Annotated in this window: 28 protein-coding genes; 12 read left to right on the top strand and 16 right to left on the bottom strand. The window is 45.0% G+C overall.

The window, feature by feature from the left end; all coding sequences use genetic code 11:
- Positions 1-16: 16 nt before the first annotated feature.
- The 4 genes from rho to ABWP14_RS09050 all read left to right on the top strand — a co-directional run bounded on the left by rho (position 17) and on the right by ABWP14_RS09050 (position 5,049).
- Positions 17-1,279 carry a transcription termination factor Rho gene (rho, locus tag ABWP14_RS09065; RefSeq protein WP_216172809.1) on the top strand — a complete coding sequence of 421 codons (1,263 nt, stop codon included), beginning with the start codon at positions 17-19 and terminating at the stop codon, positions 1,277-1,279.
- Positions 1,280-1,436: 157 nt separating this feature from the next.
- Complete coding sequence (locus tag ABWP14_RS09060) at positions 1,437-1,784, top strand: type B 50S ribosomal protein L31 (protein ID WP_353202645.1); 348 nt, start codon at positions 1,437-1,439, stop codon at positions 1,782-1,784.
- Positions 1,785-1,938: 154 nt separating this feature from the next.
- A complete protein-coding gene (locus ABWP14_RS09055) occupies positions 1,939-3,654 on the top strand; it encodes an ArnT family glycosyltransferase (RefSeq protein WP_353202644.1) in 1,716 nt (571 codons plus the stop codon).
- Between the two features lie 3 nt (positions 3,655-3,657).
- The gene (locus ABWP14_RS09050) at positions 3,658-5,049 is read left to right on the top strand and encodes an MATE family efflux transporter (RefSeq protein ID WP_353202643.1); all 1,392 of its coding nucleotides are present in this window, start codon (positions 3,658-3,660) and stop codon (positions 5,047-5,049) included.
- A gap of 12 nt (positions 5,050-5,061) precedes the next feature.
- Here the strand turns inward: ABWP14_RS09050 and ABWP14_RS09045 are convergent, their stop codons facing one another.
- From ABWP14_RS09045 to ABWP14_RS09025, 5 genes are all read right to left on the bottom strand, one after another.
- Positions 5,062-5,496, bottom strand: a complete 435-nt coding sequence (locus tag ABWP14_RS09045; RefSeq protein ID WP_353202642.1) for a glycine zipper family protein — start codon at positions 5,494-5,496, stop codon at positions 5,062-5,064.
- A 60-nt stretch (positions 5,497-5,556) separates the two neighbouring features.
- Complete coding sequence (locus ABWP14_RS09040; protein WP_353202641.1) at positions 5,557-6,021, bottom strand: hypothetical protein; 465 nt, start codon at positions 6,019-6,021, stop codon at positions 5,557-5,559.
- Between the two features lie 120 nt (positions 6,022-6,141).
- The gene (locus tag ABWP14_RS09035; RefSeq protein ID WP_353202640.1) at positions 6,142-7,131 is read right to left on the bottom strand and encodes a Bug family tripartite tricarboxylate transporter substrate binding protein; all 990 of its coding nucleotides are present in this window, start codon (positions 7,129-7,131) and stop codon (positions 6,142-6,144) included.
- A 12-nt stretch (positions 7,132-7,143) separates the two neighbouring features.
- Positions 7,144-7,707 carry a disulfide bond formation protein B gene (locus tag ABWP14_RS09030; RefSeq protein WP_353202639.1) on the bottom strand — a complete coding sequence of 188 codons (564 nt, stop codon included), beginning with the start codon at positions 7,705-7,707 and terminating at the stop codon, positions 7,144-7,146.
- On the bottom strand, positions 7,704-7,862 hold the full coding sequence (locus ABWP14_RS09025) for a DUF5993 family protein (RefSeq protein WP_353202638.1): 159 nt from the start codon (positions 7,860-7,862) through the stop codon (positions 7,704-7,706). Before ABWP14_RS09025 ends, ABWP14_RS09030 begins: the two co-directional genes overlap by 4 nt.
- Before the next feature lie 86 nt (positions 7,863-7,948).
- Between ABWP14_RS09025 and ABWP14_RS09020 the strand changes: the two genes are divergently transcribed.
- Positions 7,949-8,728: an enoyl-CoA hydratase/isomerase family protein gene (locus ABWP14_RS09020; protein WP_353202637.1), complete on the top strand. Its 780-nt coding sequence runs from the start codon at positions 7,949-7,951 to the stop codon at positions 8,726-8,728.
- 84 nt (positions 8,729-8,812) lie between these two features.
- On the opposite strand, the gene ABWP14_RS09015 is transcribed toward ABWP14_RS09020, so the two are convergent.
- The 5 genes from ABWP14_RS09015 to ABWP14_RS08995 form a co-directional block, all read right to left on the bottom strand.
- Positions 8,813-9,094, bottom strand: a complete 282-nt coding sequence (locus ABWP14_RS09015) for a SemiSWEET family sugar transporter (protein ID WP_353202636.1) — start codon at positions 9,092-9,094, stop codon at positions 8,813-8,815.
- Positions 9,095-9,146: 52 nt separating this feature from the next.
- Positions 9,147-9,542, bottom strand: a complete 396-nt coding sequence (locus ABWP14_RS09010; protein WP_353202635.1) for a c-type cytochrome — start codon at positions 9,540-9,542, stop codon at positions 9,147-9,149.
- 95 nt (positions 9,543-9,637) lie between these two features.
- Entirely contained in the window at positions 9,638-10,255 is a 618-nt protein-coding gene (locus ABWP14_RS09005; RefSeq protein ID WP_353202634.1) for a hypothetical protein, read from the bottom strand.
- Entirely contained in the window at positions 10,255-11,553 is a 1,299-nt protein-coding gene (locus ABWP14_RS09000; protein ID WP_353202633.1) for a sialidase family protein, read from the bottom strand. The genes ABWP14_RS09005 and ABWP14_RS09000 overlap by 1 nt, the downstream gene beginning before the upstream one ends.
- Positions 11,550-13,274, bottom strand: coding sequence for an ArnT family glycosyltransferase (locus ABWP14_RS08995; protein ID WP_353202632.1), 1,725 nt, complete (start codon positions 13,272-13,274; stop codon positions 11,550-11,552). Before ABWP14_RS08995 ends, ABWP14_RS09000 begins: the two co-directional genes overlap by 4 nt.
- Positions 13,275-13,438: 164 nt before the next feature.
- Between ABWP14_RS08995 and ABWP14_RS08990 the strand changes: the two genes are divergently transcribed.
- From ABWP14_RS08990 to ABWP14_RS08980, 3 genes are all read left to right on the top strand, one after another.
- On the top strand, positions 13,439-13,786 hold the full coding sequence (locus tag ABWP14_RS08990) for a c-type cytochrome (protein ID WP_353202631.1): 348 nt from the start codon (positions 13,439-13,441) through the stop codon (positions 13,784-13,786).
- 13 nt (positions 13,787-13,799) lie between these two features.
- The gene (locus ABWP14_RS08985; protein ID WP_353202630.1) at positions 13,800-15,074 is read left to right on the top strand and encodes an NAD(P)/FAD-dependent oxidoreductase; all 1,275 of its coding nucleotides are present in this window, start codon (positions 13,800-13,802) and stop codon (positions 15,072-15,074) included.
- 82 nt (positions 15,075-15,156) lie between these two features.
- Positions 15,157-15,858 carry a pirin family protein gene (locus ABWP14_RS08980; protein WP_353202629.1) on the top strand — a complete coding sequence of 234 codons (702 nt, stop codon included), beginning with the start codon at positions 15,157-15,159 and terminating at the stop codon, positions 15,856-15,858.
- Positions 15,859-15,874: 16 nt separating this feature from the next.
- Here ABWP14_RS08980 and ABWP14_RS08975 read toward each other — a convergent pair whose 3' ends face one another.
- The 4 genes from ABWP14_RS08975 to ABWP14_RS08960 are packed head-to-tail and all read right to left on the bottom strand — an operon-like array spanning position 15,875 to position 19,599.
- The gene (locus tag ABWP14_RS08975; protein ID WP_353202628.1) at positions 15,875-16,846 is read right to left on the bottom strand and encodes a Bug family tripartite tricarboxylate transporter substrate binding protein; all 972 of its coding nucleotides are present in this window, start codon (positions 16,844-16,846) and stop codon (positions 15,875-15,877) included.
- Positions 16,847-16,865: 19 nt separating this feature from the next.
- On the bottom strand, positions 16,866-17,924 hold the full coding sequence (locus ABWP14_RS08970; RefSeq protein ID WP_353202627.1) for an Ldh family oxidoreductase: 1,059 nt from the start codon (positions 17,922-17,924) through the stop codon (positions 16,866-16,868).
- A gap of 6 nt (positions 17,925-17,930) precedes the next feature.
- Positions 17,931-18,680, bottom strand: coding sequence for a GntR family transcriptional regulator (locus tag ABWP14_RS08965; protein ID WP_353202626.1), 750 nt, complete (start codon positions 18,678-18,680; stop codon positions 17,931-17,933).
- Positions 18,667-19,599, bottom strand: a complete 933-nt coding sequence (locus tag ABWP14_RS08960; RefSeq protein ID WP_353202625.1) for an SMP-30/gluconolactonase/LRE family protein — start codon at positions 19,597-19,599, stop codon at positions 18,667-18,669. The genes ABWP14_RS08965 and ABWP14_RS08960 overlap by 14 nt, the downstream gene beginning before the upstream one ends.
- Positions 19,600-19,739: 140 nt before the next feature.
- Between ABWP14_RS08960 and ABWP14_RS08955 the strand changes: the two genes are divergently transcribed.
- Positions 19,740-20,678, top strand: a complete 939-nt coding sequence (locus ABWP14_RS08955; RefSeq protein ID WP_353202624.1) for a 3-hydroxyacyl-CoA dehydrogenase family protein — start codon at positions 19,740-19,742, stop codon at positions 20,676-20,678.
- Here the strand turns inward: ABWP14_RS08955 and ABWP14_RS08950 are convergent.
- Positions 20,665-21,810, bottom strand: a complete 1,146-nt coding sequence (locus ABWP14_RS08950) for a mandelate racemase/muconate lactonizing enzyme family protein (RefSeq protein ID WP_353202623.1) — start codon at positions 21,808-21,810, stop codon at positions 20,665-20,667. The genes ABWP14_RS08955 and ABWP14_RS08950 overlap by 14 nt on opposite strands.
- A gap of 175 nt (positions 21,811-21,985) precedes the next feature.
- Here ABWP14_RS08950 and ABWP14_RS08945 point away from each other — a divergent pair, with 175 nt between their 5' ends.
- The 3 genes from ABWP14_RS08945 (at position 21,986) to ABWP14_RS08935 (ending at position 24,883) form a co-directional block, all read left to right on the top strand.
- Positions 21,986-23,533, top strand: coding sequence for a UxaA family hydrolase (locus ABWP14_RS08945; RefSeq protein ID WP_028818496.1), 1,548 nt, complete (start codon positions 21,986-21,988; stop codon positions 23,531-23,533).
- Between the two features lie 61 nt (positions 23,534-23,594).
- Entirely contained in the window at positions 23,595-24,566 is a 972-nt protein-coding gene (locus ABWP14_RS08940; RefSeq protein WP_353202622.1) for a DnaJ C-terminal domain-containing protein, read from the top strand.
- Positions 24,567-24,571: 5 nt separating this feature from the next.
- Positions 24,572-24,883 (top strand): chaperone modulator CbpM, encoded by a 312-nt coding sequence (locus ABWP14_RS08935; protein ID WP_353202621.1) that lies wholly within the window; start codon positions 24,572-24,574, stop codon positions 24,881-24,883.
- Between the two features lies 1 nt (position 24,884).
- Here the strand turns inward: ABWP14_RS08935 and ABWP14_RS08930 are convergent, their stop codons facing one another.
- Positions 24,885-26,810: an ATP-binding cassette domain-containing protein gene (locus tag ABWP14_RS08930; RefSeq protein WP_353202620.1), complete on the bottom strand. Its 1,926-nt coding sequence runs from the start codon at positions 26,808-26,810 to the stop codon at positions 24,885-24,887.
- Positions 26,811-26,879 lie beyond the last annotated feature (69 nt).

Raw genomic sequence — 26,879 nt, 5'->3', positions numbered from 1 at the left:
AAAACCCGAGAACCACATGCAATTAACTGAACTCAAAGTCCTCCACGTATCTGCTCTGCTTGAAATGGCAGCTAGCTTGGAGATTGAAAATACCCAACGGATGCGCAAACAAGAGCTGATGTTTGCCATTCTCAAAAAACGCGCTAAAGCCGGTGAAATGGTTTTTGGTGACGGCACTTTAGAGGTATTGCCAGATGGCTTTGGCTTCTTGCGTTCTCCCGAAGCCTCTTATATGGCTTCTCCAGATGATATTTACATCTCCCCTGCACAGATTCGCCGCTTTAACCTCCATACCGGTGACAGTGTTGAAGGTGAAGTGCGCACTCCTAAAGATGGTGAGCGTTACTTTGCATTGGTAAAGGTAGACAAGATCAACGGTTTGGCACCTGAGGCCCTCAAGAACCGCATCATGTTTGAGAACCTAACCCCATTGCACCCAAATCGTACAGTTCTATTAGAGCGCGATATCAAGGCGGAAGAAAACTTGACCGGTCGTATCATCGATATGATCTCCCCGATCGGCTTTGGCCAACGCGGTTTGATTGTGTCTTCGCCTAAATCTGGCAAGACGGTGATGATGCAGCACATCGCGCATGCTATCGCTGCCAATCACCCTGATGCAATCTTAATTGTGCTCCTGGTTGATGAGCGTCCTGAAGAAGTGACCGAGATGCAGCGCTCAGTTCGCGGTGAAGTTGTTGCCTCAACGTTTGATGAGCCAGCAGTTCGACATGTTCAAGTTGCCGAGATGGTCATTGAAAAAGCCAAGCGCTTAGTAGAAATGGGTAAAGATGTCATCATCTTGCTTGACTCGATAACTCGTCTTGCTCGCGCATACAACACGGTTATTCCTTCATCTGGAAAAGTACTCTCTGGCGGTGTAGATGCCAATGCTTTACAACGTCCAAAACGTTTCTTTGGTGCCGCTCGTAATATTGAAGAAGGTGGCTCCCTTACGATCATCGCAACTGCCCTGATTGAAACCGGTAGCCGTATGGATGATCTGATCTATGAAGAGTTCAAAGGCACCGGCAATATGGAAGTACACCTTGAGCGTCGCTTGGCTGAACGCCGTGTATATCCATCGATTAACCTGAATAAGTCTGGTACTCGTCGTGAGGAATTGCTGGTCAAGGCTGAAAACCTCCAAAAGATCTGGGTACTACGCAAATTGCTGGCCGACATGGACGATATCGAAGCGATGAACTTCATTGTTGATAAGCTCAAATCGACTAAAAACAACGGTGAATTCTTCGACTTAATGCGTCGCGGAGGCTAATTTAGGAGTACGAGGGGCTGTTTTAGGCCCTTTTTACTCCCAAAAGACGCGCTTTGTTGTTGATTTCATGGCATAATTTCGCTTTTATTGCTTTTAAAAACTTGGGAAAGTATTTAGGTTTAGCGACTTAAACGGCTCCCCGCTCATAGGACTCAAAATGAAACCTGGCATTCACCCCGAATATCGTGAAATCGTCTTTGTAGACGTTTCCAATAATTTCAGCTTTAAAACTCGCTCCACCATGAACACCAAAGAGAAGATCAAGTGGGAAGATGGCAATGAATATCCATTGGCCAAGATCGAGACCTCCTCTGAATCACACCCTTTTTACACTGGTACCCAAAAAATCATGGATACCGCTGGTCGTGTTGAGAAATTCCGTCAGAAATTCGGTACCAAAGCGGTTGCTAAATCTACCGGTGATGGCGTTGCTAAAACCGCTGAGAAAAAAGCGGCTGCTGCAGAAGCGAAAGCTGCTGAAAAGACATCTAAGAAAAAGGCTTAATACCCTTCAATTCGTAGGGTGTGGCCATAGCCCCCCTCTGAGATAATCAAGGCAGCGTTTGCTGCCTTTTTTATTTTTTGTTTTAGCTTTAGTTTTAGCTTTAGTTTTAGTACTAGTTCTAGCTTTACCCTTAGTTTCACCTTTTATAAAGTACATGGTTAAACTCACTGCCGCCGCCACTAAATCGATTCCGCGCATCATTATTTTTGCGTTAACTTTGGTTTATGGTTTTTCGGGCTTATTCTTTCGTGACCCCTGGAAGAATGAAGATGCGATTGGCTTTGGTGGTATGTGGACTTTATTTCGGGGCAATTCCATTGACTGGATTGTTCCCCACCTAGCAGGTAGAGATATCTCACTGGGCGCCCCTTTACCTTATTGGATGGGTGCAAGTCTGATTGAACTCTTTGGGCCTTTGATAGGCGCTGCGAATGCTGCACGTTTATATTCTGCCATTTGTTTTTTTGCTGCCGCAATAGCCATTTGGTATGCAACCTATCTTCTCGGTCGTCGTCGTGAAGTTCAGCCAATCGCCTTAGCCGTTGGTGGTCAACCTGACCTCAAAAGCTATGGCATGACTTTAGCTGATGGCGCATTGTTAATTTTCCTTGCTTGCGTTGGTCTTGCACAGCGCGCCCATGAAACCACGCCAATGATGGCGCAACTGATGGGCATCAGCATCATGCTGTATGGCACTGTTCGCGGCCTTGATAAACCTTGGCAAGGCGGTTTTTGGACTGGTCTAGGCGTGACCATCCTTGCACTCTCAAGTAATCTAGCCTTAAGCTTGATTGTGATTACCTCAACCATCATTGCGGTAATTGCTAGTAATGCGCGCTTACGTTATCGCTGGACTATTACAAGTACTTTTTTTGGTATTGTTGGCGTTCTGATCTGGCCAGCACTTTGGTATATCTCTGATATTTCGCCAGAGTGGCGACATATTGCTCAAGAAGGCTGGCGTGATACACCAGAGATGCGCTTACTCCCTGCTTTTGAATCCCTTGAATTTTTAGGTGTGAACTTTTGGGCATACGCATGGCCGGTTTGGCCACTAGCAATGATTTCCTTAGCTCACTGGGGTCGAACTAAGGAGTCTGGTGCTTGGCGTGCGCCCCACCTGTGCATTCCGCTCTGTCTATTTGTAGGCTGCTTCATTTACGTATTATTCCGTAGCCAAGCTAATGAACATGACCTCATGATTTTGATTCCCAGTCTATCGATTATTGCGGCATTTAGTCTACCCATTTTGAGACGCAGTCTCATTAGCTTTATTGACTGGTTCGCGATGTTTAGCTTCACCGTGATCGCCTTAGCGATCTGGATCATTTGGATCGCTAAAGTCACAGGCTATCCAGAACAAATTGCCAATAATGTGGCGCGTTACTTACCTGGCTATGAAGGTCAATTTAATCCATGGTCTTTTATTATTGCAGTTGTCATTACAGGTTTATGGTTGATGATTGTGCGCTGGAGAACCTCCCGAGCACCAAAAGAAATCTGGCGCTGCTTGATCATTTCTGCATCAGGCACTACCTTGATGTGGGTTTTATTAATGACGCTATGGTTACCTACCATTAATTATGCTAAAACGTATCGTCATGTATCCGCTCGTTTGGTACAAGCCATGCCTAGTGATGGTTGCATTGATACGAGTAATTTGGGTTATGCCCAGCTTGCCTCTTTTAACTATTTTACGAAACTGAATTTACGTGATGATCCAGGCTGTCCTTGGCTCTTAACGCATAGTCAATCAGAGGCATTAGCATATGCACGCCTCAATAATAAAAAACTCACTCTGTTATGGGAAGATCGACGTGCCTCTGACCGTGATGAACGCTTACGTCTATACGAAGTTATTCCGGAATAGAACGTGCTGCAATTTAGACTATCGCGCCTGCGCGAGGATGTTCCTGCCCTGCTTAAATTAGCAGGCCCTTTACTAATCGGTCAACTGGCAGTGATTGCCTTTGGCGTATTAGATACTGCGATGACCGCACGCTATTCTGCTGAGGATCTAGCCGCGCTTGCGATGGCCTCTGCAATTTTTATCAGTATTTACGTTGGACTCACTGGCGTTATCTCTGCATTGGCACCAATTGCTGGCCAGCTCTTTGGCGCTAAACGGTTTGATGAGATTGGTGAAGAAGTTAGACAGGCAACTTGGCTAGCAATTGGACTTGCCATATTAGGTTGCATCGTACTTATTAATGCGGATTATTTACTAAGTATTTCACGTGTCAGTATTGATATCGAAGACAAAGCAAAGTTATATCTCAACATCCTCGCAATTGGTCTTCCAGCCAGCATGGGAATGCGCGTCCTCATGGCACTCCATAACGCAGTCTCTAGACCAGCAGTGATCACGGTGATACAACTGATTGGGCTAGCGTTAAAGCTGCCACTCAACCTACTCTTTATTTATGGTGGTCTTGGCATAGAAGGTATGGGAGGTCCAGGCTGCGCAGTAGCCACCGCAATTATCAGCTGGCTCTGGCTCATCATCACGCTCTGCTTCGTTGTATTTGATCGCTTTTATCGTCCCTTTAAAGTCTTCAGTCGTTTTAGCGCTCCCGATTGGCATCGTATCTGGACCTTACTCAAATTAGGTGCCCCGATTGGCTTTAGTTATTTAATTGAGGTCACTTCATTTACCTTCATGTCTCTATTTATAGCTCGGCTTGGCATTACTGCTTTAGCGGGCCATCAAATAGCCGCCAATCTGGGTACAGTGATTTATATGGTCCCACTTTCTTTATCGATTGCTACCATGACTTTAGTGTCTCAATCGATTGGTGCTAATAAGCCTGAGCGCGCTGAAGAAATTGGCTGGTCCTCAGTATTTTTTACTACCGGGCTTTGTATTGTGATTGGCATTAGCGTTTGGGTTTTGCGTTTACAACTACTTGAGCTCTATGACCCGCCAATAGAAGTAAAAATATTTTCGATTCCGCTCTTTTTGTTCATTGCCTTTTATCAAATGTTCGATGCCTTGCAAATAACAGCTGCGTTTATTCTACGCGCCTACCGGGTTGCCTTCTGGCCGATGGTGATTTATGCAGGATCTCTCTGGGGCGTTGGTTTGGGTGGCGGTTACCTATTGGGCTTTAATATATTGGGCAATACTCCAGACTTCCTGCAAGGTGCCAATGGTTTTTGGGCTGCCAATAGTATTAGTCTAGGGCTAGCCGCCTGCTTACTGCTCTATCTATTTAGAAAAACGGCGGCACGCTTTGAAAAAACGCATCCGCCGATTACAGTTTAGTAAAGTGCTGGCTTAGCGAAAGCTTGGTACTTGATTGCCTTTAGCATACATACATTGTTGATAAGCAATGTTGTATTGAACTTGTGCTTGATTTTGTTTGCCAGAAGCATTCATAGAACCCATCGCGGCACCACCTAATAATCCAACGCCAGCGCCTGTTCCAATGTTGGTATGACTGCCACCTTGAATGACGGCGCCAGCCACTGCACCAAGTGCGGCGCCAATAGCTGCACTGGTTGCCGCTTCTTTAAGTGCAGCATCACTAGTGTCTTTTACAGAATTGGCTGCAAAGGTACGGCACTGCTGATCTTCTTGCTGAAATATTTCAAATGGCTTACCTGCACGCGGCATAACGGCAACTGTTGGCCCTGTTGGCGCTGAAACGCAAGCACTGAGGATGGTTACCAAAGTAAAACTGAGCACTAGCGCTGATGTAAAACGTTTCATGTCATACCTTTAAAAAATGGTGCAGTCAAAAGATCTCAATCGATATTTTAAATACCTTTACTACTGAGGTCTTACCGGTGCAACGCCACTAGTCGGAGGAGTAGCAGCCTGAGCTTGCCAGCCTGTTGGGCACTCTTGGACATAAGGAAAATATTTAGCACTGGCCTCGCAGTAATACCAAACTGCTGGTTGTGGCTGTGCAGCCAAGACCATCGGCTGCGGAGGAGAAACATAAGCCACTACTGGTGGCGCGTAATAAGCTGCTGGGGGATAACCATAATAGCCGGCACCCGCCCATTGGCCTCGCCAACCACCGCCGTAACCACCACCATAGCCATAGCCGCGGCCCCAGCCGGGACCATAAGCTGCTGGACGCCAGCCACCACCATAGCCATAGCCACCTGCATATCCGCCACCTACGCTGACATTCCAAGCCACATTGCCAGCATTTGCTGCAATAGGGCTTAAGCCAACTAAGCCAGCAAAGACGATACCGAAAACAAGGTGTATTTGAATCTTTTTCATCATCGACCCCTCTGTTTGGTCTATTAAAACCGCTTAGTAATTTGACTATGTGCCACTTTTATCATGCTTCTTACTTCTATAACGCCCCAAGTAGAAGCAAGCTGACACAAATGACTAAATTTATTGTTCTAATTTTGCGCCAGATTTGACAATGACTCTACCCCACTTGCTAGACTCTGTAGCAATCAATTTAGAGAGTTCTTGAGGGCTTCCAGGGGCTGGATCTAGGCCACCCGCCAATAATCTGGCTTTAATCTCTGGGTTATTAAGGGCTTGGCGAGTGAGCTGATTAAGGCGCATTTGAATATCTGGCGGCAAATTGGCTGGCGCCATTAAAGAAAACCAAGAAATTGCCTCAAAACCAGGCAGACCTTGCTCAGCTAATGTTGGGATCTCAGGGGCTGCTGGAGAGCGTTTTAAGGAAGTCACTCCCAAGGCCTGAACTTCCCCTGCCTTAATTAAGGGAAGTGATGAAGATAAGTTATCAAAAAGCATGGTGATACGAGCGCTCACTAAATCAGGCAGGGATTGCGCACGGCCTTTGTATGGAATATGCCGTATTTGCACTCCTGTCATGTCTTTAAAGAGTTCGCCAGACATATGTAGCGAAGTACCGATTCCGGAGGATCCAAAAGTGAGTTGATTCGGTTTTACTTTAGCAAGCTCAACTAACTCCTGCAAATTGGTGATACCCAATTGCTTACTCACAATCAATACATTGGGAGTACTTGCCAAGAAACTAATCGGCGTGAAATCCTTTACCGGATCAAAAGATAATTTGTCATAAAGCGCGCCATTAATCGCATGTATTCCGACGGTGCCAATCAGTAAGGTATATCCATCAGGCTCACTCTTAGCAACAAAGTCAGCGCCAATATTGCCACCAACTCCTGGACGATTCTCAACCAATACAGGGACATTCAAATTTTTTTGCCATTGCTCAGCCAATACCCGGGCCAAAATATCTGGTGCCCCTCCTGGAGTAAAGGTCACAATAATTCGAATTGGCTGCTTAGGCCATTGAGTCTGTGCCTGTACCCCACTTTGCAGCAATCCAAATAGTACAAGCCAGACTATGAAGAGTCGCTTAGCCGCTATCAAGAATTGCATGTTCAAGTGAACTTAAAAACCAAAGTAGCTGCGTAACCAAATCCAACCTGTATAGGAGACTGGATCATCTGGACAAGAGCCCACACCACATTCAAGCAAAGTAGATATCAAATTAGCCAAGACTAAAACAATAAAAAGGATGACCACAGTATTCGCAAACCAAGATCGCGAACGAATATCACGATTGGGCAGCATTAATAAAATTGCCAGTCCCACCAATAGACCTATATACCCAACAAATGCCCAGGTATAAAAATGGAGCTCTAGAAATGTTGCGCCGTAACCCTTATCTCCAGGCAAGATATGCAAGAAGACCTGACGTAAAGAAACCATCATGCCGATTAGGCCACCCAGAATTCCCCAGCCATAGTGCGCAGAATGAGCACCACATCGAATGTTGAGCACAAGTGCAAACCCAATGATGACAAAGCCTATACGCTGCATCAGGCAAAGTGGGCATGGGAGTTCGCCAAAATAGAGCTGATCCACAAAGGCGTAAGAAAGAACTCCGACTACTGCTAATAGGGCTAGTTGATTACCCAGTGCGGCAAGCGAAGGAGAAGAATGCTGACTCACAGGCTGATATTTAAATGATTAGTTGCATGAAGGCGGAACCAGACAATTAAGATGACGACTGTTATCGCCAGCATGATCAAACCTGCAAGACGTTTCTCAAACCAGACCAATAGCAGCCCGATGAATGCTGTCAGAAAAGGTAGAAACATATACATATAAGAATTCTAGCCCAGTATCAACAAACCATAGCGATTTTGGTCATTACACGACTTTCTGTAGGTCTTTTGTTTAGAATGCACCCATGAGTACAAAATCGATCCCTCCCTGTTTAGACTCGCTGCTTGAGGGGAATATTGCGCGCATCACTTTTAATAATCCTACCGCACGTAATGCCATGACTTGGCCGATGTACGAAGAACTGAAAAGCATTTGTGATGATTTAGCGCAGAACCCAGATATTCGGGTAGTGATCTTTAGGGGTGCAGGCGATAAAGCATTTGTTTCTGGTAGCGACATCGAGCAATTTGTCAGCCTCAAAAAAGACGAGGCTTATGAGCAAGCAATAGATCGAATATTGATCGCCTTACAAGAACTCCCTATGCCCACCATTGCAGTCATTGAGGGATTGGCCGTTGGGAGTGGTTTGCTGATGGCTAGCGCTTGTGATTTTCGGATCTCTACTCCCGATGCCCGTTTTGGTATTCCAGTAGCAAGGACTTTAGGTAACTGCCTTTCTCCTGGCAACCTTGCGTGGATTAGCGCGCATTTGGGTATCCCGATGGTAAAAAAAATGTTGCTTACTGCAGAGCTCATCAAAGCACCCCAATTACTAGAATCTGGATTTCTGTATCAAACAGTTGAGACGTCGGAGATTACTGAAGCTGCTGACGCTTTAGCCAATAAGATGGCTGTGCTAGCACCCATTACCCAAAAATCTAGCAAGCTAGGAATCGCTCGTTTATTACGTAGCAATCTCCCGGATTGCTCAGACCTGATGCGAGAGACTTATAACAGCCAAGACTTTCGAGAAGGCGTTACCGCCTTTCTCGAGGGTCGTCCACCTCAGTGGATAGGCAAGTAGCTAACTCTTAGCGTTTTTGGTGGCTCGATAATGTAATTGGTGCTCATGTATAAGCATTCCAATAAAGGTAATAAGGGAGAGGTCTTATTTCTTTTTTGGCGAAGTATGACGCAATTTCAACAACAAGATACTAAGGGCCAAGGCCAAGGTAAGAGCATTGGCTAAGATCAGAGGCCACTTTTCAATAATGAGGCCATAGATCAGCCATAAACCCACTCCAACTGTAAACAAGGAGTACATACCCAAAGAAACACCAGATAGATTACGAGTACGCCAAGAATGAATGGCCTGGGGTAAAAATGCGATCGTGGTTAAAAACGCAGCGCAATATCCAATGATCTCGATTTCATGAGGCAGAAGGTTCATGCTGCTATTGTAATGAGCTTCTCCCCATTATTGGCCAAGGGCAGAAAATGAATTACTTACTCTTATTCAAGCCTACTTTACGCGCTTCGATTTCTTTATTGATAGCAGCTACAGTAGTGGGATTTGGAGAGGTCCATTTGCCCCCTGAGTTATTCACCATATAAACTAGAGATTCTGCAAAACCTTCTACTGATAAATTGGGACCACCACCCTTTGCTGGCATACCTCTTACGCCAACATAACCATGAGCGGTAAGAATGACTTGCCCTTCTGCAATCAAAGGCGCCCACTTTGCCTTATCACCTAATTTAGGCGCATTCAGAACGCCACTACCATGACAGCTCACGCAATATTGTTTATAAGTCGTTTCACCGGACTGTGCGTTGGTAATCGTGGGGGCGGCCATCACCGTAGCAGCAAGAACCAAGGTTTTAGTGTTGAATGTCATTTCTCTATTTCCGTAATCAAGGGTTAAATATAGTGTTAATGAAAGTTTAATACCTCTGCGCCTTTCAGGCACTCCTCGCTCAACTCAAAAAAAACTTAGCCTGGTCTAAATAAATAACCCGATTGGGCTTTATTGCGTCGTCTAAAAAAAAGGATTTGAATGCATGTGATGAGTGCCCAAAATGCCAACAGTGGATCTAAGACGTAATCCCAAAGATTCGCTGACTCATGCCAATGCCCAGCCCAAGCGATGATGGCAATTGCAAAAATCCATACACCTTTGGTCCAGCCCAGTAAACCGCATACCAAAGCCAACAACACTACGCCAATCAAGAATCCTAAAGATGCATAACCCCATACATAGGGATCAAACATTCCCAGACCTAAGGCTAGAGGGTAGAACATCAGAGCGATGCATATCAGCGCGACTCGAAAGCCTACTGGTACGGGGCGACTAGGGAGCATCACAGCGCTCCATAGTAAGAGTGTTAACACGACACTCAAATCACCAGTAACTCCGCGCACATAGCCAACCAGAGGAAGCTCTAGAGATAAACCGATTGGCCAGAAAAATACATTGGCCAAGATCAACACTACAATCCATCTCACTGGCATTGGTAAAGCTTTGCTGATAATCAAATGGATGAACCAAACAATCACAACACCACAGGTAATGGATAACTCAATCAGCGCTAGGGTCTGCATCCAATTCATCATGGTTTAAGCTCTTTGGCATTGGCATCAGGCACTTGTGTAGGCGACGCTGAAAGTTGCTGGTATTCACGCTTTAACCATGCAGATGAGTAATGCACATGCCGAATCTTTTTGCGATCCCATGTATAGGCTAGATGTGCATCGTTGCCATCACTACTCATTAAATAGGGATAGGAATACTCTTTACGCTGATCATTAGGAAGAGCCTCATCATCCTCAAGTGTCTGCACAATCTGCCATTGATCCGATTGAGGCAGCTTCATTAACAGAACGAGACGAGCACGCCCTACTTCAATATTATTGAGCGCCAATAAACGAATTCCACTCTTTAACGTCAAACCAGCAACAGCAGCATTAGGATTGGCAATTGCTAAATCCTGAGAGACTTGCCACGTTTGCCCTGCATCACTTGTCATGCTGGCTGGTATTACTTTTGGAAGACCAGCGCTTCTGGTTTGGCGAAAATAAGCAGCAGCGTCTTGAGGGCTATTCGTAAAGATCACCGGCTGAATTGCACCGCGACCGGAACTCATCCGGCGCTTATCAATCACTTGGGCTGCATCAACTCTTAAAAACTCACCAAAGCGGCCAATCCATTCATGATAGGCAGGCAAGCCGAGACGTCCATCACTAAATGCTAGCGCAGGTGACTTCACTAGAGTGCTGATATTTAATAAAGGTGAGCTAATCAGGCGTTGTGGCTGACTCCATGTCAGACCTTCATCATCAGAAATGATGGTGGATATCGAGCTGCCAGCCCAACCACCAATCGAAACAGTGACAAAAAATAATTGTAATCGTACATCTGACATTCTGCTAGGGACTGGATTGCCTAGTTTGGCAATGTAGCGAGCTAGACCTTTTTCAGCACCCACTCGATCTATTACGACCGTTGCTGCAGTCCATAAACTCGCCTTGGGATCAAACACTGCGCTATTAATCACCACATCACGAGCACCTTCACGACTTCCAGCAAACCAGAACGCCCGAATACCGCCATCCTTTAAGGCAATCAGAGACGCAGCGTGGACTGATGGAGCATCAGTATCAGGCAACCAAGTGGCGTGAGGTTTTGCAATACTCGGCTCAATGATGGGTTGGGTCGATAATTTATTGACTGATTTATTTACTACTTGTTTTGGTGAAGATGCGGCTAAAGGCAACTCTTCTTCAACCGCCTCCTCAACTACCGTAGCCAAGCTATCAGCAAAAGGCGCCCATGCGGGTCGAGTATCTAAATGCAAAACACCAATCACTGCTGCGAGCAGTAAGAAACAGAATGCTATTACGCGACTCATCTACAAGCATCCTTTTTATCTAACAAAGTAGCAGTATTAGCCACCGGCGTAGCAACGAGGTATTCATTCACAAATAAATATTTTCCAAGGTGACCCTTTAGCATTTCTATAATTTCTTCATCAGAGTGACGTGCTCTCATTTCTATTCTATGGGCAATGATCTGACAAGCATCACATATAGCTGGTTTAACCCCTAATGGTGACTGCACTAATACCAAAGGATAGCTAGCAGTTAATTGAGCTACTTCACCTGCCTCTCCCGCCATATAGCCGTGCAAGCGAGCTCCGGGCAAGAGTAAGCGATATTCTTCATCTTTAGCGCGATAGTCGCAAGGAACCCAAAGGTCCTTATCTTGCACTTGAGAGATTGCCTGTGGTGTAAAGCGCCCCAACTCACCTTCCAAAGGAGATATGCTACTAGTCAATGTGCAGTAAGTTAAAAAACATCCTGCCAGAGCGATTGTCTTGGAACTATCTTTTTTGAATAAGCCTAAGATCACTAGGCCCAAGCTCAGGGCCATGAAAATCCAGTGCCCATCTGAATAGACCCACTCACTAGTGTCGCCTGTGAATGCAGATAAGTGTAGCTGGCTGCCCGCCCAAATCAATACTGAGAAAAGAATGACTTGCAATAACAAGGCAATTCGAAAACCCCATAGGGGTAAGCGATCCCAATGCAATGCTAGTAATGCGGCCAAAGCCGGCATGACTGGTAATAGATAACGGCCCGATCGTTGACTTGGCAAACTAAAGACCACAAAAAATGCCAACACCAGTAAGAGCAATAAGCTCTCTTCAAGAGAGAGGAAACGGCGATTACGCCAGCATTGAATTAGGGTCGACAATAAAACAAAGGTGAACAGGCCAGCATTTGCTAAAGAAGTCAGGATCAACATCCAAATACTGTCGCCACCGCTTACTAAGTCCAAGAAGTAGTTCGTACTCCGAGCATCAAACTTGCCGACGTTCTCACCCAGCACAAATTCTTTCCACACTGCCTGCGGATTAGGGTCTAAGGCAAACCAAAGCGCAAAGATTCCCAATGCAATAACCGCAATGAAAAAAAGCTTATATACATCTTTAATAAGTGTTGTTGATACGCTCCACTCTCGCCAGCGCCAGTAATACAAACCCAGAGCGAACGACGCAGGGACAATATAGGCAAACGACTTTGCAAGTAATGCAAAGCCTAAACAAAGACCCGCAAAGACCGGGAAAATTAATTGAGAATTAAAAGCAGCCTTCCCCCAATACAAAAGTGCCATAAACGGCAAGCTCATCCAAAATACTTCAGGAGGATCTGTTAAAAATGGGCGTCCGTAACGATAGCTAGCAAAAAAGGAAAGCCAGACTAAACCTGCTAATAAGCCAGTCTTTGCGCTGCCACTAAAACGACGAACTGAAAGAAATAAAAATAAAGCGGTAAGGGCTGTATAAAAAAGACTGGGCCAACGTAAATTAAAGAGCGTCCATTGATTTGCCCAATTGGTGCTCACGATGCCCTGCCAGAAAATCAAAGGTGGCTTAGTATTCCTCAATCCCGCCATTTCTGACTGCAATGGGAGCCAATCCCCTGTATTAGCCGTCATCCGAACAATATGCATATAAGGATATTCATCGCCATTCTTAGGGGCAAAACGACTATCTAAGCCATAAAGATAGGTGAAAACACCTAAAAGGAGTATCAAGAGAGCCGAACGGTATGAAAATGAACCTCGCATAGCGCTAGTTTATAGGGCTTAGCAGGAGGCTGTAGAAAACCATTTCATATGCTTTTTCAAATGAGCTTATGAGAAATGAATCTGAGGCAATGATCCATTCTCTCAAGTTCTTGTTTAAGATATGACTGAGTGAAATTCACTGGCATTCAACTTGAATAAACGAAATGGAGATTGTTCCTATGCGGGCAAAACATCTTAAAGCATCAATACTAGCTTCGGCCATCCTTGGTCTTGTCCAATGGAGTAGCACTGCCTTAGCGCAAAACGCTGCTACCACTGATCTTTATAAGCGAGGTTTAGCAGCTACTTGTGCTAACTGTCATGGTACAGATGGTAAGGGAGTAGTCGATGGCGGGATGCCCCTCATCAATAACCTTACCAGCGGGCAAATACTGGAGAAGTTAAAGGGATATAAATCTGGAGCTTTAGAGGGCACGATTATGCCGCAACTTGCTAAAGGCTATACCGATGAGCAACTCGAAACCATCGCCAATCAACTTGGCAAAAGATAAATAGGAGCCCATCATGGATCGTCGACATTTTATTGGTCAAAGTGCTGCAGCACTCGGCTTAGTTACTGGTTTCTCAACCCAAGCTCGTGCCAATTTGCAAAAAGCAGAAATACTAGTTATTGGTGGTGGGTATGGTGGCGCTACAGCCGCCAAATACTTGCGCTTGTTCTCTAACAATACTGCTAGAGTGACCCTGATTGAACCTAATCCCACGTTTATTTCTTGCCCAATGTCTAACTTAGTCATTGGCGGCTCACGCACCTTATCTGAATTAACCACCTCTTATAGCAATCTGAGCAAGCGTCATGGCATCAAAATGATTCAAGATAGCGTTGCCAGCATCGATGCAGATAAGAAGACAGTAAAACTCGCTTCAGGAAAAACTTTACGCTACGATAAAGTAGTCGTCTCTCCAGGCGTCACCCTGATGACGAATACCGTTGAGGGCCTAGCAGAGGCGAACAAGGCAGGTGTGACACTGCAAGCATGGAAGGCTGGCGCTGAAACGGTAGCACTGCATCAGCAGCTGGCTAGTATGCGGGATGGTGGAACCTATATTCTAAGTGTTCCTGAAGCGCCATATCGCTGCCCTCCTGGTCCCTATGAGCGCGCTTGCCAAGTGGCCAGTTATTTTAAGCAAAATAAACCCAAATCAAAAGTAATCGTTTTGGATGCAAATCAAGATGTGACATCGAAAGGTGCACTGTTTAAAAAGGTATGGGCTGAACAGTACCCTGGAATGATTGAGTACTTACCAAAACATAATGTCATTGCAGTCGATGGCAAAACAAAAACTGTGAAATTAGAAGTTCAGGATGATTTCAAAGGCGATGTATTAAACATCTTGCCAGCGATGAGTGCTGGAGAAATTGCTGTCAAAACGGGCTTAGCTAATTCCAATGGGCGCTGGGTGAATGTCAACTTCCTCAACTTTGAGTCAACAGCACAAAAGGATATTCACGTCCTGGGCGATTCTATTCAAATTGCACCTGCGATGCCAAAGTCAGGCCATATGGCAAATTCTCATGCCAAAGTCGCAGCAGCAGCAATTGTTGCTGAGCTGAGTGGGTGGGAAGTCAATCCTGCTCCTGTACTGACAAATACCTGCTATAGCTTTGTCAATAGCAAAGAAGTGGTTCACGTAGCAAGCGTTCATCAATACAATGCTGCCGAGAAAACCTTTAAGACTGTTCCAGGATCCGGTGGATTATCTCCAGCACCTTCAGTACTCGAAGGTATTTATGCTTGGGGCTGGGCGCGTAATATTTGGGCTGATAGCTTGGCTTAATCTAAACAAAGCTCTCCAATTAAAAAGAGGCTTATCAGCCTCTTTTTAATTGCGCTCTGAACAAAATATACTGAGACAAACAATGCAATCACTTAGACAATCTTCAGCAAGAGGCTATGCCGACCACGGCTGGCTCAAAAGCTATCACTCCTTTTCCTTTGCTGGATATCATGATCCTCGCTTTATGGGATGGGGAAATCTCAGGGTCATTAATGAAGACCAAGTTGCTGCTGGACAGGGATTTGGAAAACACGGTCACCGCAATATGGAAATCATCAGTTATGTTTTGTCAGGTGAACTGGCCCATGAGGATAGTATAGGCAACATTAAAGGCATTCCACCGGGTGATGTGCAACGCATGAGTGCAGGCACTGGAGTAACACATAGTGAGTTCAACCATGCCAAAGATCAAACAACCCATTTCTTACAGATTTGGATTGAACCGAATACTTTAGAAGTGCAACCTAGTTATGAACAAAAAACGATTCCACTCGCTGATAAGCAGGGCAAATTGTGTTTAATAGCCTCTCCAAATGGACAAGGTCACGCCGTCAAAATTCATGCAGATGCCAACTTGTATGTAGGTCTATTTGAGGGAGCACAAACCGCAGAACTTGCCCTAGATCCAAAACGTAAAGCCTATCTGCATTTGATTCGTGGCTCACTCAAGATCAATGGGCAAGCACTCGCAGGAGGAGATGCCCTCCTCATCGATGATGAAAGCAATATATTAATCAGTGAAGGTAAAAACGCTGAGGTACTAGTGTTTGACCTCAGCGCATAGAGAAACTCTCACTAGCTCAATCTAACTTGATCTTTGCTTTTTCTATCACCACTTTCCAGCGTGCGATATCCGAGTTATACAAGTCAGCAAATTGCTGGGTGTTCAAAGGGGCAACCTGAACTCCTGCCTTCACAAAGCGTTCTTTCATCTCAGGCGTATCAAGAATTTTAAGAATCGTATTGTTTAGTGTTTGCACAATAGCAGTTGGCGTACCTGCTGGCACAAATACCCCTTGCCAAAGCGCCATTTCATAACCCTTTACACCGGCCTCTTGCATGGTTGGTAACTCAGGTGCACCACTAAAACGATTTTTACTGGTCACTGCTAAGGCCCGGACCTTATCACCCTTATACAAAGGAAGTCCTACCGGCATCCCGGCAAAGTAAAAATCAATCTGTCCACCAACCACATCAGTTGCAGCTGGTGAGCCGCCTTTGTAAGGAATATGAATAGCTTGTAAACCCGTCGTTGCTAAAAATAATTCGCCAGCCATATGATCCGAGTTACCAATTCCGGAAGAACCAAAACTTAACTTTCCAGGATCCGCTTTGAGCATCGCCATTAGCTCTGCAACATTTTTTGCCTTAGAGTTGTTGTTCACAATCAGAATATGGGGTGTTGCAGCAACTCCGACTACTGGCAGTAAGTCTTTTTGCCCGTTAAACGGTAATTTAGGATTGGCTGCTACGTTAATTGCCAGGCCATTTTGCGCAAACAAGATGGTGTATCCATCAGGAGCACTTTTTGCAACGGCATCAGCAGCCAAACTACCAGCTGCACCACCACGATTTTCTACAATTACTGGTTGTTTCAAAGCAAGACTGAGATCGTTAGCAATCATTCTGCCCACAATATCAGTTGAGCTACCTGGGGCATAGCCAACCATCATCTTGATGGGCTTATCTGGATAGGCGGCTACTGCAGAACCTATAAGTGCTGGTAAAACCACTACGCTGAATGCTATGTTCTTTATTATTTTCTGAAACATATCGTCTCCTCCATAAAATTTAAATACTGAATGATGCTACCCCACATTCCTTGGCACAAATATTTAAGGCATCCAATAACTCGGGAGTAAGTGGAATGCCTTGACGCATTCTTTCCGCCATCATTCTTGCGGCACCTTCCCCTGGCACTCGAACCTCTTTTACACCCGGCAAAGTAGAGGAACTCTTCAAGTCATCTACTAAAGCCATCACTCTACTAATAAACTCCTGTTTATCTCCAAATGCGCTGGGATCTACCGCAATAATGGTTTGCCCAGTATTCGTCATTAAATCATGATGCGCATTAAAGTCGATAGTACCCTTACCGACTGCAGCATTATTAAGTGCCCCAGCAAGTAGGCCGATCATGACTGCCAAACCATACCCTTTGTAGCCACCAATCGGCAATAGAGAGCCCTCAGCAGATCTCTTTGGGTCAGTAATAGGCTGACCTTGACGATCAATCATCCAATCATTTGGTATCGATTCACCTTTTTGAGCCGCTAACTTCACCTTGCCGTAAGCCGCAACAGTGGTAGCAATATCAAGCAACACCATAGGGCTATCGCCAGCTGGCACTGCAATCGCAATCGGATTGGTTGATAAAAGTAAATCGATTCCACCCCAAGGAGCCATGTGGTTGGCATTTCCTACAGCCATGTAGATGCCAATGTAACCTTGTTCGGCTAATTTACGAACATAAACAGATGCTGCTCCAGAGTGATTTCCATAGTGACTGCCTACCCAACACACACTATGCTCTTTTACTTTTTTAATGGCTACTTCGACAGCCTTATTCATTACCAGGTGGCCCAATCCATTGTCACCATTAATGAGTGCAGTGGCCCCCTGCTCACGTTCAATACGAATATTGGGGTTGAGATTCACTCCGCCCGCACGAATTCTTTTGAGGTAAGCGGGTAAACGAAAAATACCGTGCCCATCAGCGCCTACCAAATCAGACTTGATCATCAGCTGCGCAACCATTTTGGCATCAGCAGTTGGGACCTTCACTGCGCAAAGTACCTCTGCAATAAAGTTTTCAGCATCGCTGATCGATAGGTATTCGAGATTGCCCATCAGAACTTAAACCTCCGTGCTTGCCCTAAATTCCATACTGTAAACATACTTACCTTCTGGGTGATAAGTCATAGTTACTTCAAAAAGTTTATCTTGATCATCAAAATACCGCCTAATAATAACCAAACACGGATCGCCAGACTTCAGCTTTAAATGTTCGGCAATGATAGGAGTCGCCCCAAGAACATAAACATCTAACTCTGCACGCTCAATTCTAGCGCCATACTTTTTCTCAATTTGCTCGAATACCATCACTTGAGGATGTTCAGGATCGGTAGTCAGTGCGGCAAACTGCGGCAAGATATAAATATCTGACCAGGCGATAATTTCTTCAGTCTCGAGACGCTTACGAATACCTCCAATGTGATACCAAGAGGAGCCGACGGGGCCGCTAATTGCATCGCTTTGTGCCTGATCTAATTCAATGTACTCCTCTACCAAGTTTACTCGGTAGGTATCTCTTGGATAGCTCAATATATCGACTGGGGAGTTAAAGCTTTGTGTAAAACGCCTTAACTTTTTCCTAGAAATAATTTGAGTAGGTGCTCCTTGGCGCCGAAATATCAGTCCATTTGTCTCTAAGATTTGTAGGGCATGTCTTAAAGTATGGCGACTAGCTTGAAAATTTTTGCAAAGGTCTGCCTCTGTTGGTAAGGCAGACCCCACTGGCCAGTCACCGTTATAAATACGCTGCTCTAAGGTATTAGCTAATGATTTATATAAGGGCAGGCGCTCAGTCAATTTAAGATAATCCAAACATCTTCTTGCCGGCGACGGGAAGGCGTGCTTTTAAGATATCTCCCGATAAGGATTCTGTTATGTAAAGGTCTTTGCCATCCGGCCCGCCAAAGCACATATTGGCTAAATGGTGATGGTGTGGATTATCTGAATAGATCAGATGAGTAGGCAACATATTGCTATCAAATCTCCAGATACCAATACCCAAATGGCAAACCAACAAACCATTTTCTGAATCCATTTCAATACCATCAGGCCCTGCTACTCCGCCTGTTAACTGAACAGCAACCCCCGTTTTAGAAACTGAGCCATCAGCCATCAATGGCAATCTCCAGATTTGCTGCGAGCGAGTTGCTGCTACAAATACATGCTTCTCTTGAGTATTTAAAGTAATTCCATTTGGACTAGGTACGTTTAAACACAAACGATCGAGTTGACCGTTGGCGCGCAATCTAAATACCCGACCTGTCGGATCAGCAATACCAGTCTGCCCTTGATCAGTGAAATACAAATCGCCATTAGCAGCAAAATGCAAATCGTTTAGGCCTTTAAAGTTCTCGCTATACATCGACCCTAAAACAGTTTCTATTTTTCCTGTCTTAGTATCTAAGGTAATCAAACCCATTTTGTAATCACAAATAAATGCGCGGCCATCTTTATGAAACTTCAAGCCATTAGGCCAGCCATCATATTGTGTGATGAGCTCCCAATCACCTTTTTGTGTAATTCTAAAAATTCGGCCAAAGGGAATATCGACAAACCATAAATTACCTTCGCGATCGAATGAAGGGCCTTCCAAAAAGCACTCGACTTCAGCACCCTGGCGATTTGGATCAGACCAGCCGGTACGTGCTTTTTTTCTAAACTTAGCAGGCATCGACATAAAAACTTCGGCTTTAATTTTCTCAACTGGCTGGAAAGGGTTATGCATGGTCATAAATGAGGGTTCCTTTTAAAGTTATCCGTACAAGTTATATTTATTCTTCAACTATTAAAACATAATTAATGATAATCTTTTGTAGAGATTGATTCTATATCAATATGAACTACTTTAACTTATCCATATAGGTTCAAATAATGATGAATTATGTCGCCGTTATTGGCACCGGAATCATGGCTGCGGGTATTGCCGCAGGATTTATTGCACAAAGCATCCCTGTAGTGATTTTGGGCAGAACTAAAGAAAAGGCTGATGCCTGCCTAGATAAGGCGATCACTCTGGCTTTTAAGATTGGCTTAGCCGGTGAGAATGCTCAAAAAGAGATAGCAGCAATCAAGCTTGAACAGTCCATCAGCCAATTAGAAGAATGGTCTAACTGGGATCAGTGCATTTGGGTTATCGAGACTGTGGCAGAAAACCTAGCGCTCAAACAACAAGTGTTTGCATACTTAGATCAAGTGGTTCCTGCTCATATTCCGATTGGTAGCAATAGCTCAGGCTTTCCAATCAGCAAAATTGCAGAAGGCCTCAAAACAGCTGAACGTATGATGGGCGCCCACTACTTTATGCCCGCTGAGGTTGTGCCTTTGGTTGAAATTGTGATGGGCCAAAAAACAGCCTTGCCATTTGCTCAACAAGCTTGTGAGCTTTATAAAAAGATTAGTAAAAAACCTGTTCTGGTTAAGAAAGATATTCCTGGGTTTTTGGCCAACCGCATTCAGCATGCCCTGATGAGGGAAGCCCTGTCCTTAGTACAGGAGGGTATCGCCACTCCAGAGGATATTGATGATGCAGTGAGATACAGCTTTGGATTTCGTTATGCCGCTGTTGGACCAATGACCCAAAAAGAGATCTCTGGATGGGATGGAATGGCCAATGCTGCAAGAGAGATTTATCCTTCTCTTTCTAATACCGCATTCTTGCCCCCTAAGGTAGAGCAATTAATGAAAGAAGGTAAAACGGGAATGAAGGCTGGTGAAGGTTTTAGGAAATGGACCCCTGAAGAAATCGCTAAGGTTTCTGATTCTTACTCTAGAAGATTAAAGGCAGCGTTTGATGTCCTTAACATTGAATAAGGGCATAAGCTTTAGCAATGGCATCTTTCACTCTACTCTCTTCAGGCTTGATTCCAATGCCGCTATCAGACAGTTGGGCCACATCTAGGTGCCCGTCTTTAGCTGTTAGCGCTTGAGCGCAAATATCAAACTGCAGATACTGATTTGACATGCTAAAACCCCAAGGGATCTCGCCAAGAGCAAAACCAATCGCAGCTGTTGCAGCCCCTGAGAGAGATGTTTCTGCAATTTTGCATGCCAAGTTAATGCCCAGATGGTTGGCCTTTAAAACTTTCGCAGCCTCAACTGCTTCGAGTACGCCGCCTGTTTTAATGAGTTTCAAGCTTGCCCCATCAAATGCCTTCGCTTGTATAAATTCTTCGATCTCTACTAAGCCATGGATCGATTCATCTAAGCCAATGGGAATCAGTGATTTTTGCTTTAACGCTATAAAGTCACTCAAAGGTAAATCTGCTGGCACCAGTTGCTCAGCAAAACTTAATTTACTCGCTTGCTTTGACTCACAAAAACGCATCGCATCAGCCAAGCTCAAGGCGCCATTCGCATCAACAGAAATCACATCTCCATCAAGCAGTTCAGAAAGCATGGCTACCCGCTCCATATCTTGGTCCAAGGGCAAAGAACCAATTTTGATCTTCCAGTGTTTAAAGCCTAGCGCGCGATACTCTTTAGCATCTGCTATCTCTTTCTCGGGTGAGCCGCCTAGCATGCGCAGCAAAGGAATAGGTAGAGGATCAGCTAGATCGGATAGTTTGTTTGCTAAACGGAGATATTTCCAAAGTGGTATTGATTGCCTTTGGGTAAAAAGATCTAACAAGGCCATCTCAAAACACGATTTTGCTGAGGCATTGCCATACAGGATGCTAGAGAAGACTGCAGCAAAATCCTTTGGCTCTGTCCATTCGCATGATTTTCCATGCTCAACTAGGTATTTCACGCTACCTAAAAGACTATCTAGAGTCTCACCAGTCATCAATGGCGCAACAGATGCTTCACCCCACCCCTGTCTACCCTCATCATCGGTTAAGCGCAGAAGAACTGTTTTGGCATCCCGCACCAATTCCCGCGACATCTTGATCGGCTCAATGAGCGGTATAGAGAGTGGGTAGATAGTCGCTTGAGTAATTTTCATTTGCAGATATTAATACTTAAATTGAACAGCTAAGAAAAAATATGTTGGTCGGTATTTTTACCTAAAATGGGAGAAAATCAGACTAATTCGTCATAATAAAGAATACACCTGAAGCGCTTAAAAGCAATTAATGCAAGGTTTAAACAATATGAAATCACATTACTGAAAGACTGACATGATTGAAACTTCTGGAAAAAAATTAGCTGGCCCAATCATTCGCCTACACCCCAATGACAATGTTGTGGTTGCCCGAGTTGATGTTGGCATTGGTGCTGAAGTCCCAAGTGAACATTTTACAAGCCGCAGCCAAGTTCCTGCAGGTTATAAAATCGCTACCAAGAAAATTCTGAAGGGCGAGCCAATTCTAAAATACAACGTCACTGTAGGATTTGCGAATGTTGATATCGAGCCAGGCACGATGGTTCATAGCCATAACACTGAGTTTCGTGAGTTTGATCGCGACTATGCTTATGCCAGCGAATTTAAGCCGACTAATATGTTGCCAGAGTCTGAGCGTGCGACTTTCCAAGGCTATGTGCGCCCTAATGGAAAAGTAGGAACACGCAATTTTATTGGCATCTTGTCGACAGTGAACTGTTCAGCAACTGTAGTGAACATGATTGCAGACTGGTTTACTCCTGAGCGCTTAAAAGATTATCCCAATGTAGATGGTGTGGTTGCCTTTAGTCATGATATTGGCTGCGGTATGGAAATGAGTGGTGAACCGATGCAACTACTGCGTCGTACTATGGCGGGTTATGCACGTCACCCCAATTTAGCAGCTGCATTAATTGTAGGTCTTGGTTGTGAACGCAATCAACTCAAAGGTCTGATGGATCAAGAGGATCTTAAAGAGGGTCATCTTCTGCATACCTTCATCATGCAAGAAACAGGTGGTACTAGAAAAACAATCGAAGCAGGTATCGAGGCAGTAAAAGCACTGCTTCCAGAAGCCAATAAAGCCAAGCGTCAGACAGTTTCCGCAAGTCACCTTACTGTTGGCTTGCAATGCGGTGGATCTGATGGCTTTTCTTCTATTACTGCCAACCCAGCGTTGGGTGCAGCGGTTGATATTTTGTCGCGTCATGGTGGTACCGGCATTCTCTCTGAAACCCCTGAAATCTATGGTGTAGAACACACCCTTACCCGCAGGGCTGCTAGTAAAGAAATAGGTGAGAAACTCATTGGGCGAATTCGCTGGTGGAAAGATGAATACTCTGTTGGCAGAGATGTACAAATCAACGGCAAGGTTAGTCCTGGCAATCAAATTGGTGGGCTTGCCAATATTTTTGAAAAGTCCCTAGGCTCTTCCATGAAGGGTGGCACAGGTCCTTTGATGGAAGTGTATAAATATGCAGAGCCTGTTACAACTAAAGGATTTGTCTTTATGGATACCCCTGGATTTGATCCAGTATCTGCGACAGGCCAAATTGCTGGCGGCGCTAACTTAGTAGCGTTCACAACCGGCCGTGGATCGATGTTTGGCTCTAAGCCTGCTCCTTGCCTTAAATTGGCTACCAATACCCCTATGTATGAGCGCTTAACCGAGGATATGGATATTAATTGTGGAGAAATCCTCGATGGCACCGTATCGGTTCAGGAAATGGGACAGCGTATTTTTGAGCTATTTCTCCGGACTGCCTCTGGTGAACCTTCCAAAAGTGAGCTTCTTGGCTTAGGCAATTACGAGTTTGTTCCATGGCAAATTGGTGTCATGAGCTAATAAGAACGGTAGAATTCATCCTTGAAGTTCAAGCAAGACTTAAACGAAATTAATACGGCTTATGAAATTTAGGGATTACTACGAAACACTAGGGGTAGCTCGCTCGGCGACCGAGGCTGAGATTAAATCAGCCTACCGAAAATTAGCTCGTAAATATCATCCCGATGTGAATAAAGAATCGGGGGCTGAAGATCAATTTAAAGCGATTGGTGAAGCCTATGCCGTCCTCAAAGATACTGAGAAACGAGCAGCCTATAATCGCTTTGGCGAAAATTGGAAGAATGGCCAAGACTTTACCCCACCCCCAAATTGGAATGAAGGTTTTGAATACTCTGATGGTGGTGGTCACCCAGGATATGGTGGCGGCTTCGAAGGTGATCAAAGCGAATTCTTTGAATCTCTTTTTGGTAGAGGCAGACAAGGACAAGGTGGTCGTGGCGGACAGACGCGCCAGGGCATGAATTTCAAGGGACAAGATCACCACGCAAAAATTCTGATTGATCTTGCTGATGCCTATAACGGCGCAAAGCGCACCATCGCGTTACAGATGCCAAGTATGGATGCAGAAGGTCATGTTGGCACCCAAGAACGTAAATTAGATGTCAGTATTCCTAAAGGAATCAAGGCTGGTCAAAATCTTCGCCTATCGGGCCAGGGCGGCCCCGGTATGGGCCAAGGCGGCGCTGGTGATCTCTATCTAGAAATAGACTTTCATCCTAATCCCATGTATCGCTTAGATGGCAAAGACGTCTACATTGATATTCCACTTGCGCCATGGGAAGCAGCTGTAGGCACTAGCGTGAATGTACCAACCCCTGCAGGCTCGACACTAGAACTCAAGATTCCAGCCGGTACTGTAGCTGGCCGAAAGATGCGCCTCAAGGGTAAAGGTATTCCAAGCGCAGAGCCAGGAGACTTGTATGTCGTTCCAACCATTGCATTACCGCCTGCACAAACTGATGCGCAAAAAGAGGCCTATCAAAACTTTGAAAAAGCCTTTGATTTCAATCCAAGAACTCACTTAAAGGGATGATGAAGATGACACAGACTAATATCACCTGGATCGAAGGTAGTGTTGTAGAAAATGAATTGCATATGACTATTGTGGAGCTCTCTCATGCCTCACGCACTCCCGAAGAGCTCATTATGTCTTGGGTATCAGAAGGTGTTTTAAGCCCTTCTGGCTCAACGCCCCAAGATTGGCGCTTCAGTGGGGACTCGCTACGCAGAGCAAAAACGGCTGCGCATCTCACTCATGATTTAGAACTCAATGTTCCTGGTGTTGCCTTAGCATTAGAGCTACTAGATGAGATAGCGCAGCTGCGCACTCGCATGCAGACCTCTAAATAAACTAAGACTCGGCACGACTTAAGAGCTTTTCCCAACGCTGCAGTTTTTGATCGAGCTGTTCTGTAATCTCTGTCAAGCGTGCCTGCATACTGGCAGCTAACTCAGGCTCATTTTTATATAGCTCAGGCTTACTCATTGCAATCCCAATATCGGCTTGCTCTGTCTCTAGGCCCTCAATTTGTAGAGGCAAAGTCTCTAATTCTTGACGCTCTTTGCTATTGAGTTTTTGCGCTCCGCCCTTACTGATCACTTTAGTCTGAGGCTTTGAGTCTTTCTTCACTTCTGCTTTAGGGCTGAGCTTTTCTGTACTGGTATTTGCATTAGCAGCACGAATTTTGTCAGAGCGGGCTTTCTGAATCTTCCAATCCTCATAGCCACCCTCATACTCACGCCAAAATCCATCACCTTCATTAGCAATAATGCTGGTCACGACGTTATCTAAAAAGTAACGATCGTGACTCACCAAAAAGACGGTGCCCTTGTAATCCTGAAGTAACTGCTCAAGCAGATCTAAGGTATCAATATCGAGATCATTGGTTGGCTCATCCAATACCAAAACGTTTGCTGGCCTAGCGAACAAACGCGCCAAAAGCAATCGATTACGCTCGCCTCCAGATAAGGTACTCACCGGAGAATTAGTACGCTCAGGTGCGAACAGAAAATCACTCAAGTAACTCTTGACGTGTTTTTTATTGCCGTTGATTTCAATCCACTCACTTCCTGGACTAATGTAATCCTCTAGTGAAGCATTGAGATCCAGGCCCTCACGCATTTGATCAAAATAGGCAACCTCAATCCGAGTGCCCATCGTAGCTGTACCAGAGTCAGGCGCAATCGTGCCTAAAATCAACTTTAATAAAGTCGTCTTACCTGCGCCATTAGGGCCAAGCAAGCCCACTTTATCGCCACGCAAAATCGTAGCCGTGAAATCCTGCACGATTGGACGATCGTATGCTTTAGAAATATTTTGTAAGTCGGCAACAATCTTTCCGCTACGGTCACCCGCTGATACTGCCAATTTCACCTGACCAATGGCATCTCTGCGCTGCGCACGACTCACTCGTAAATTTTCTAAGCGCGCAATTCGGGCAACACTTCGAGTACGGCGAGCCTCTACCCCTTTACGAATCCATACCTCTTCTTGAGCCAATAATTTATCCGCTCTGGCATTGGCTAAAGATTCAGAATTGAGCTCTTGATCTTTCAGTAGCTCATAAGCTGAGAAGTTCCCAGGGTATGAGCGTAAGATGCCTCGGTCTAACTCAACAATTTGAGTGCAGACATTGTCTAGGAAGGCGCGGTCATGGGTAACCAATATGACAGAGCCTTGATATTCTTTTAAGAGCCCTTCTAGCCAAGCAATCGAATCTAGATCAAGATGATTTGTCGGCTCATCGAGTAAAAGTACATCGGGCATTTCTACAAGGGCACGTGCCAAGGCCACTCTTTTCTTGGTACCGCCTGACAGGGTATTAATTTTGACATCAGCCTCTAGGTGTAAACGGTCGAGCGTTTCATAAACACGCTGCTCCCAGTTCCAACCACTTAAAGCCTCAAGCTGGGACTGAACTTCATCCAGGCGATGATGGGATGCGTCATCCCAGTCAGCTACGCTAAGGGCTTCATACTCTTCACGTAAAGCCTTGGCTTGTGCTACCCCCTGAGACACTGCTTCAAATACGGTTTCCTCAGCATCAAAAATAGGCTCCTGAGGAACATAGGAGATTCGTAAACCCTGTTGATATTGAAGCAGGCCATCATCCATTTTTTCGATACCGGCCAAGATCTTCAATAAAGAGGATTTACCTGTGCCATTGCGGCCAATTAAGCCAACACGTTCGCCAGATTCAAGTGAAAAAGCGGTGTTTGCGAGGAGGTCAACATGGCCAAAAGCCAGTTTTGCATCAGTAAGTACGATTAAAGCCATGGCGACATTATCCTCACTTCAGAAAAAGTTGGGATATTTACGTCAATTTCTGCCAGACTAATCACTCAT

The organism is Polynucleobacter sp. (assembly GCF_040400325.1).
Classification (GTDB): domain Bacteria; phylum Pseudomonadota; class Gammaproteobacteria; order Burkholderiales; family Burkholderiaceae; genus Polynucleobacter.
This window is presented reverse-complemented; position numbering and strand designations above follow the sequence as displayed.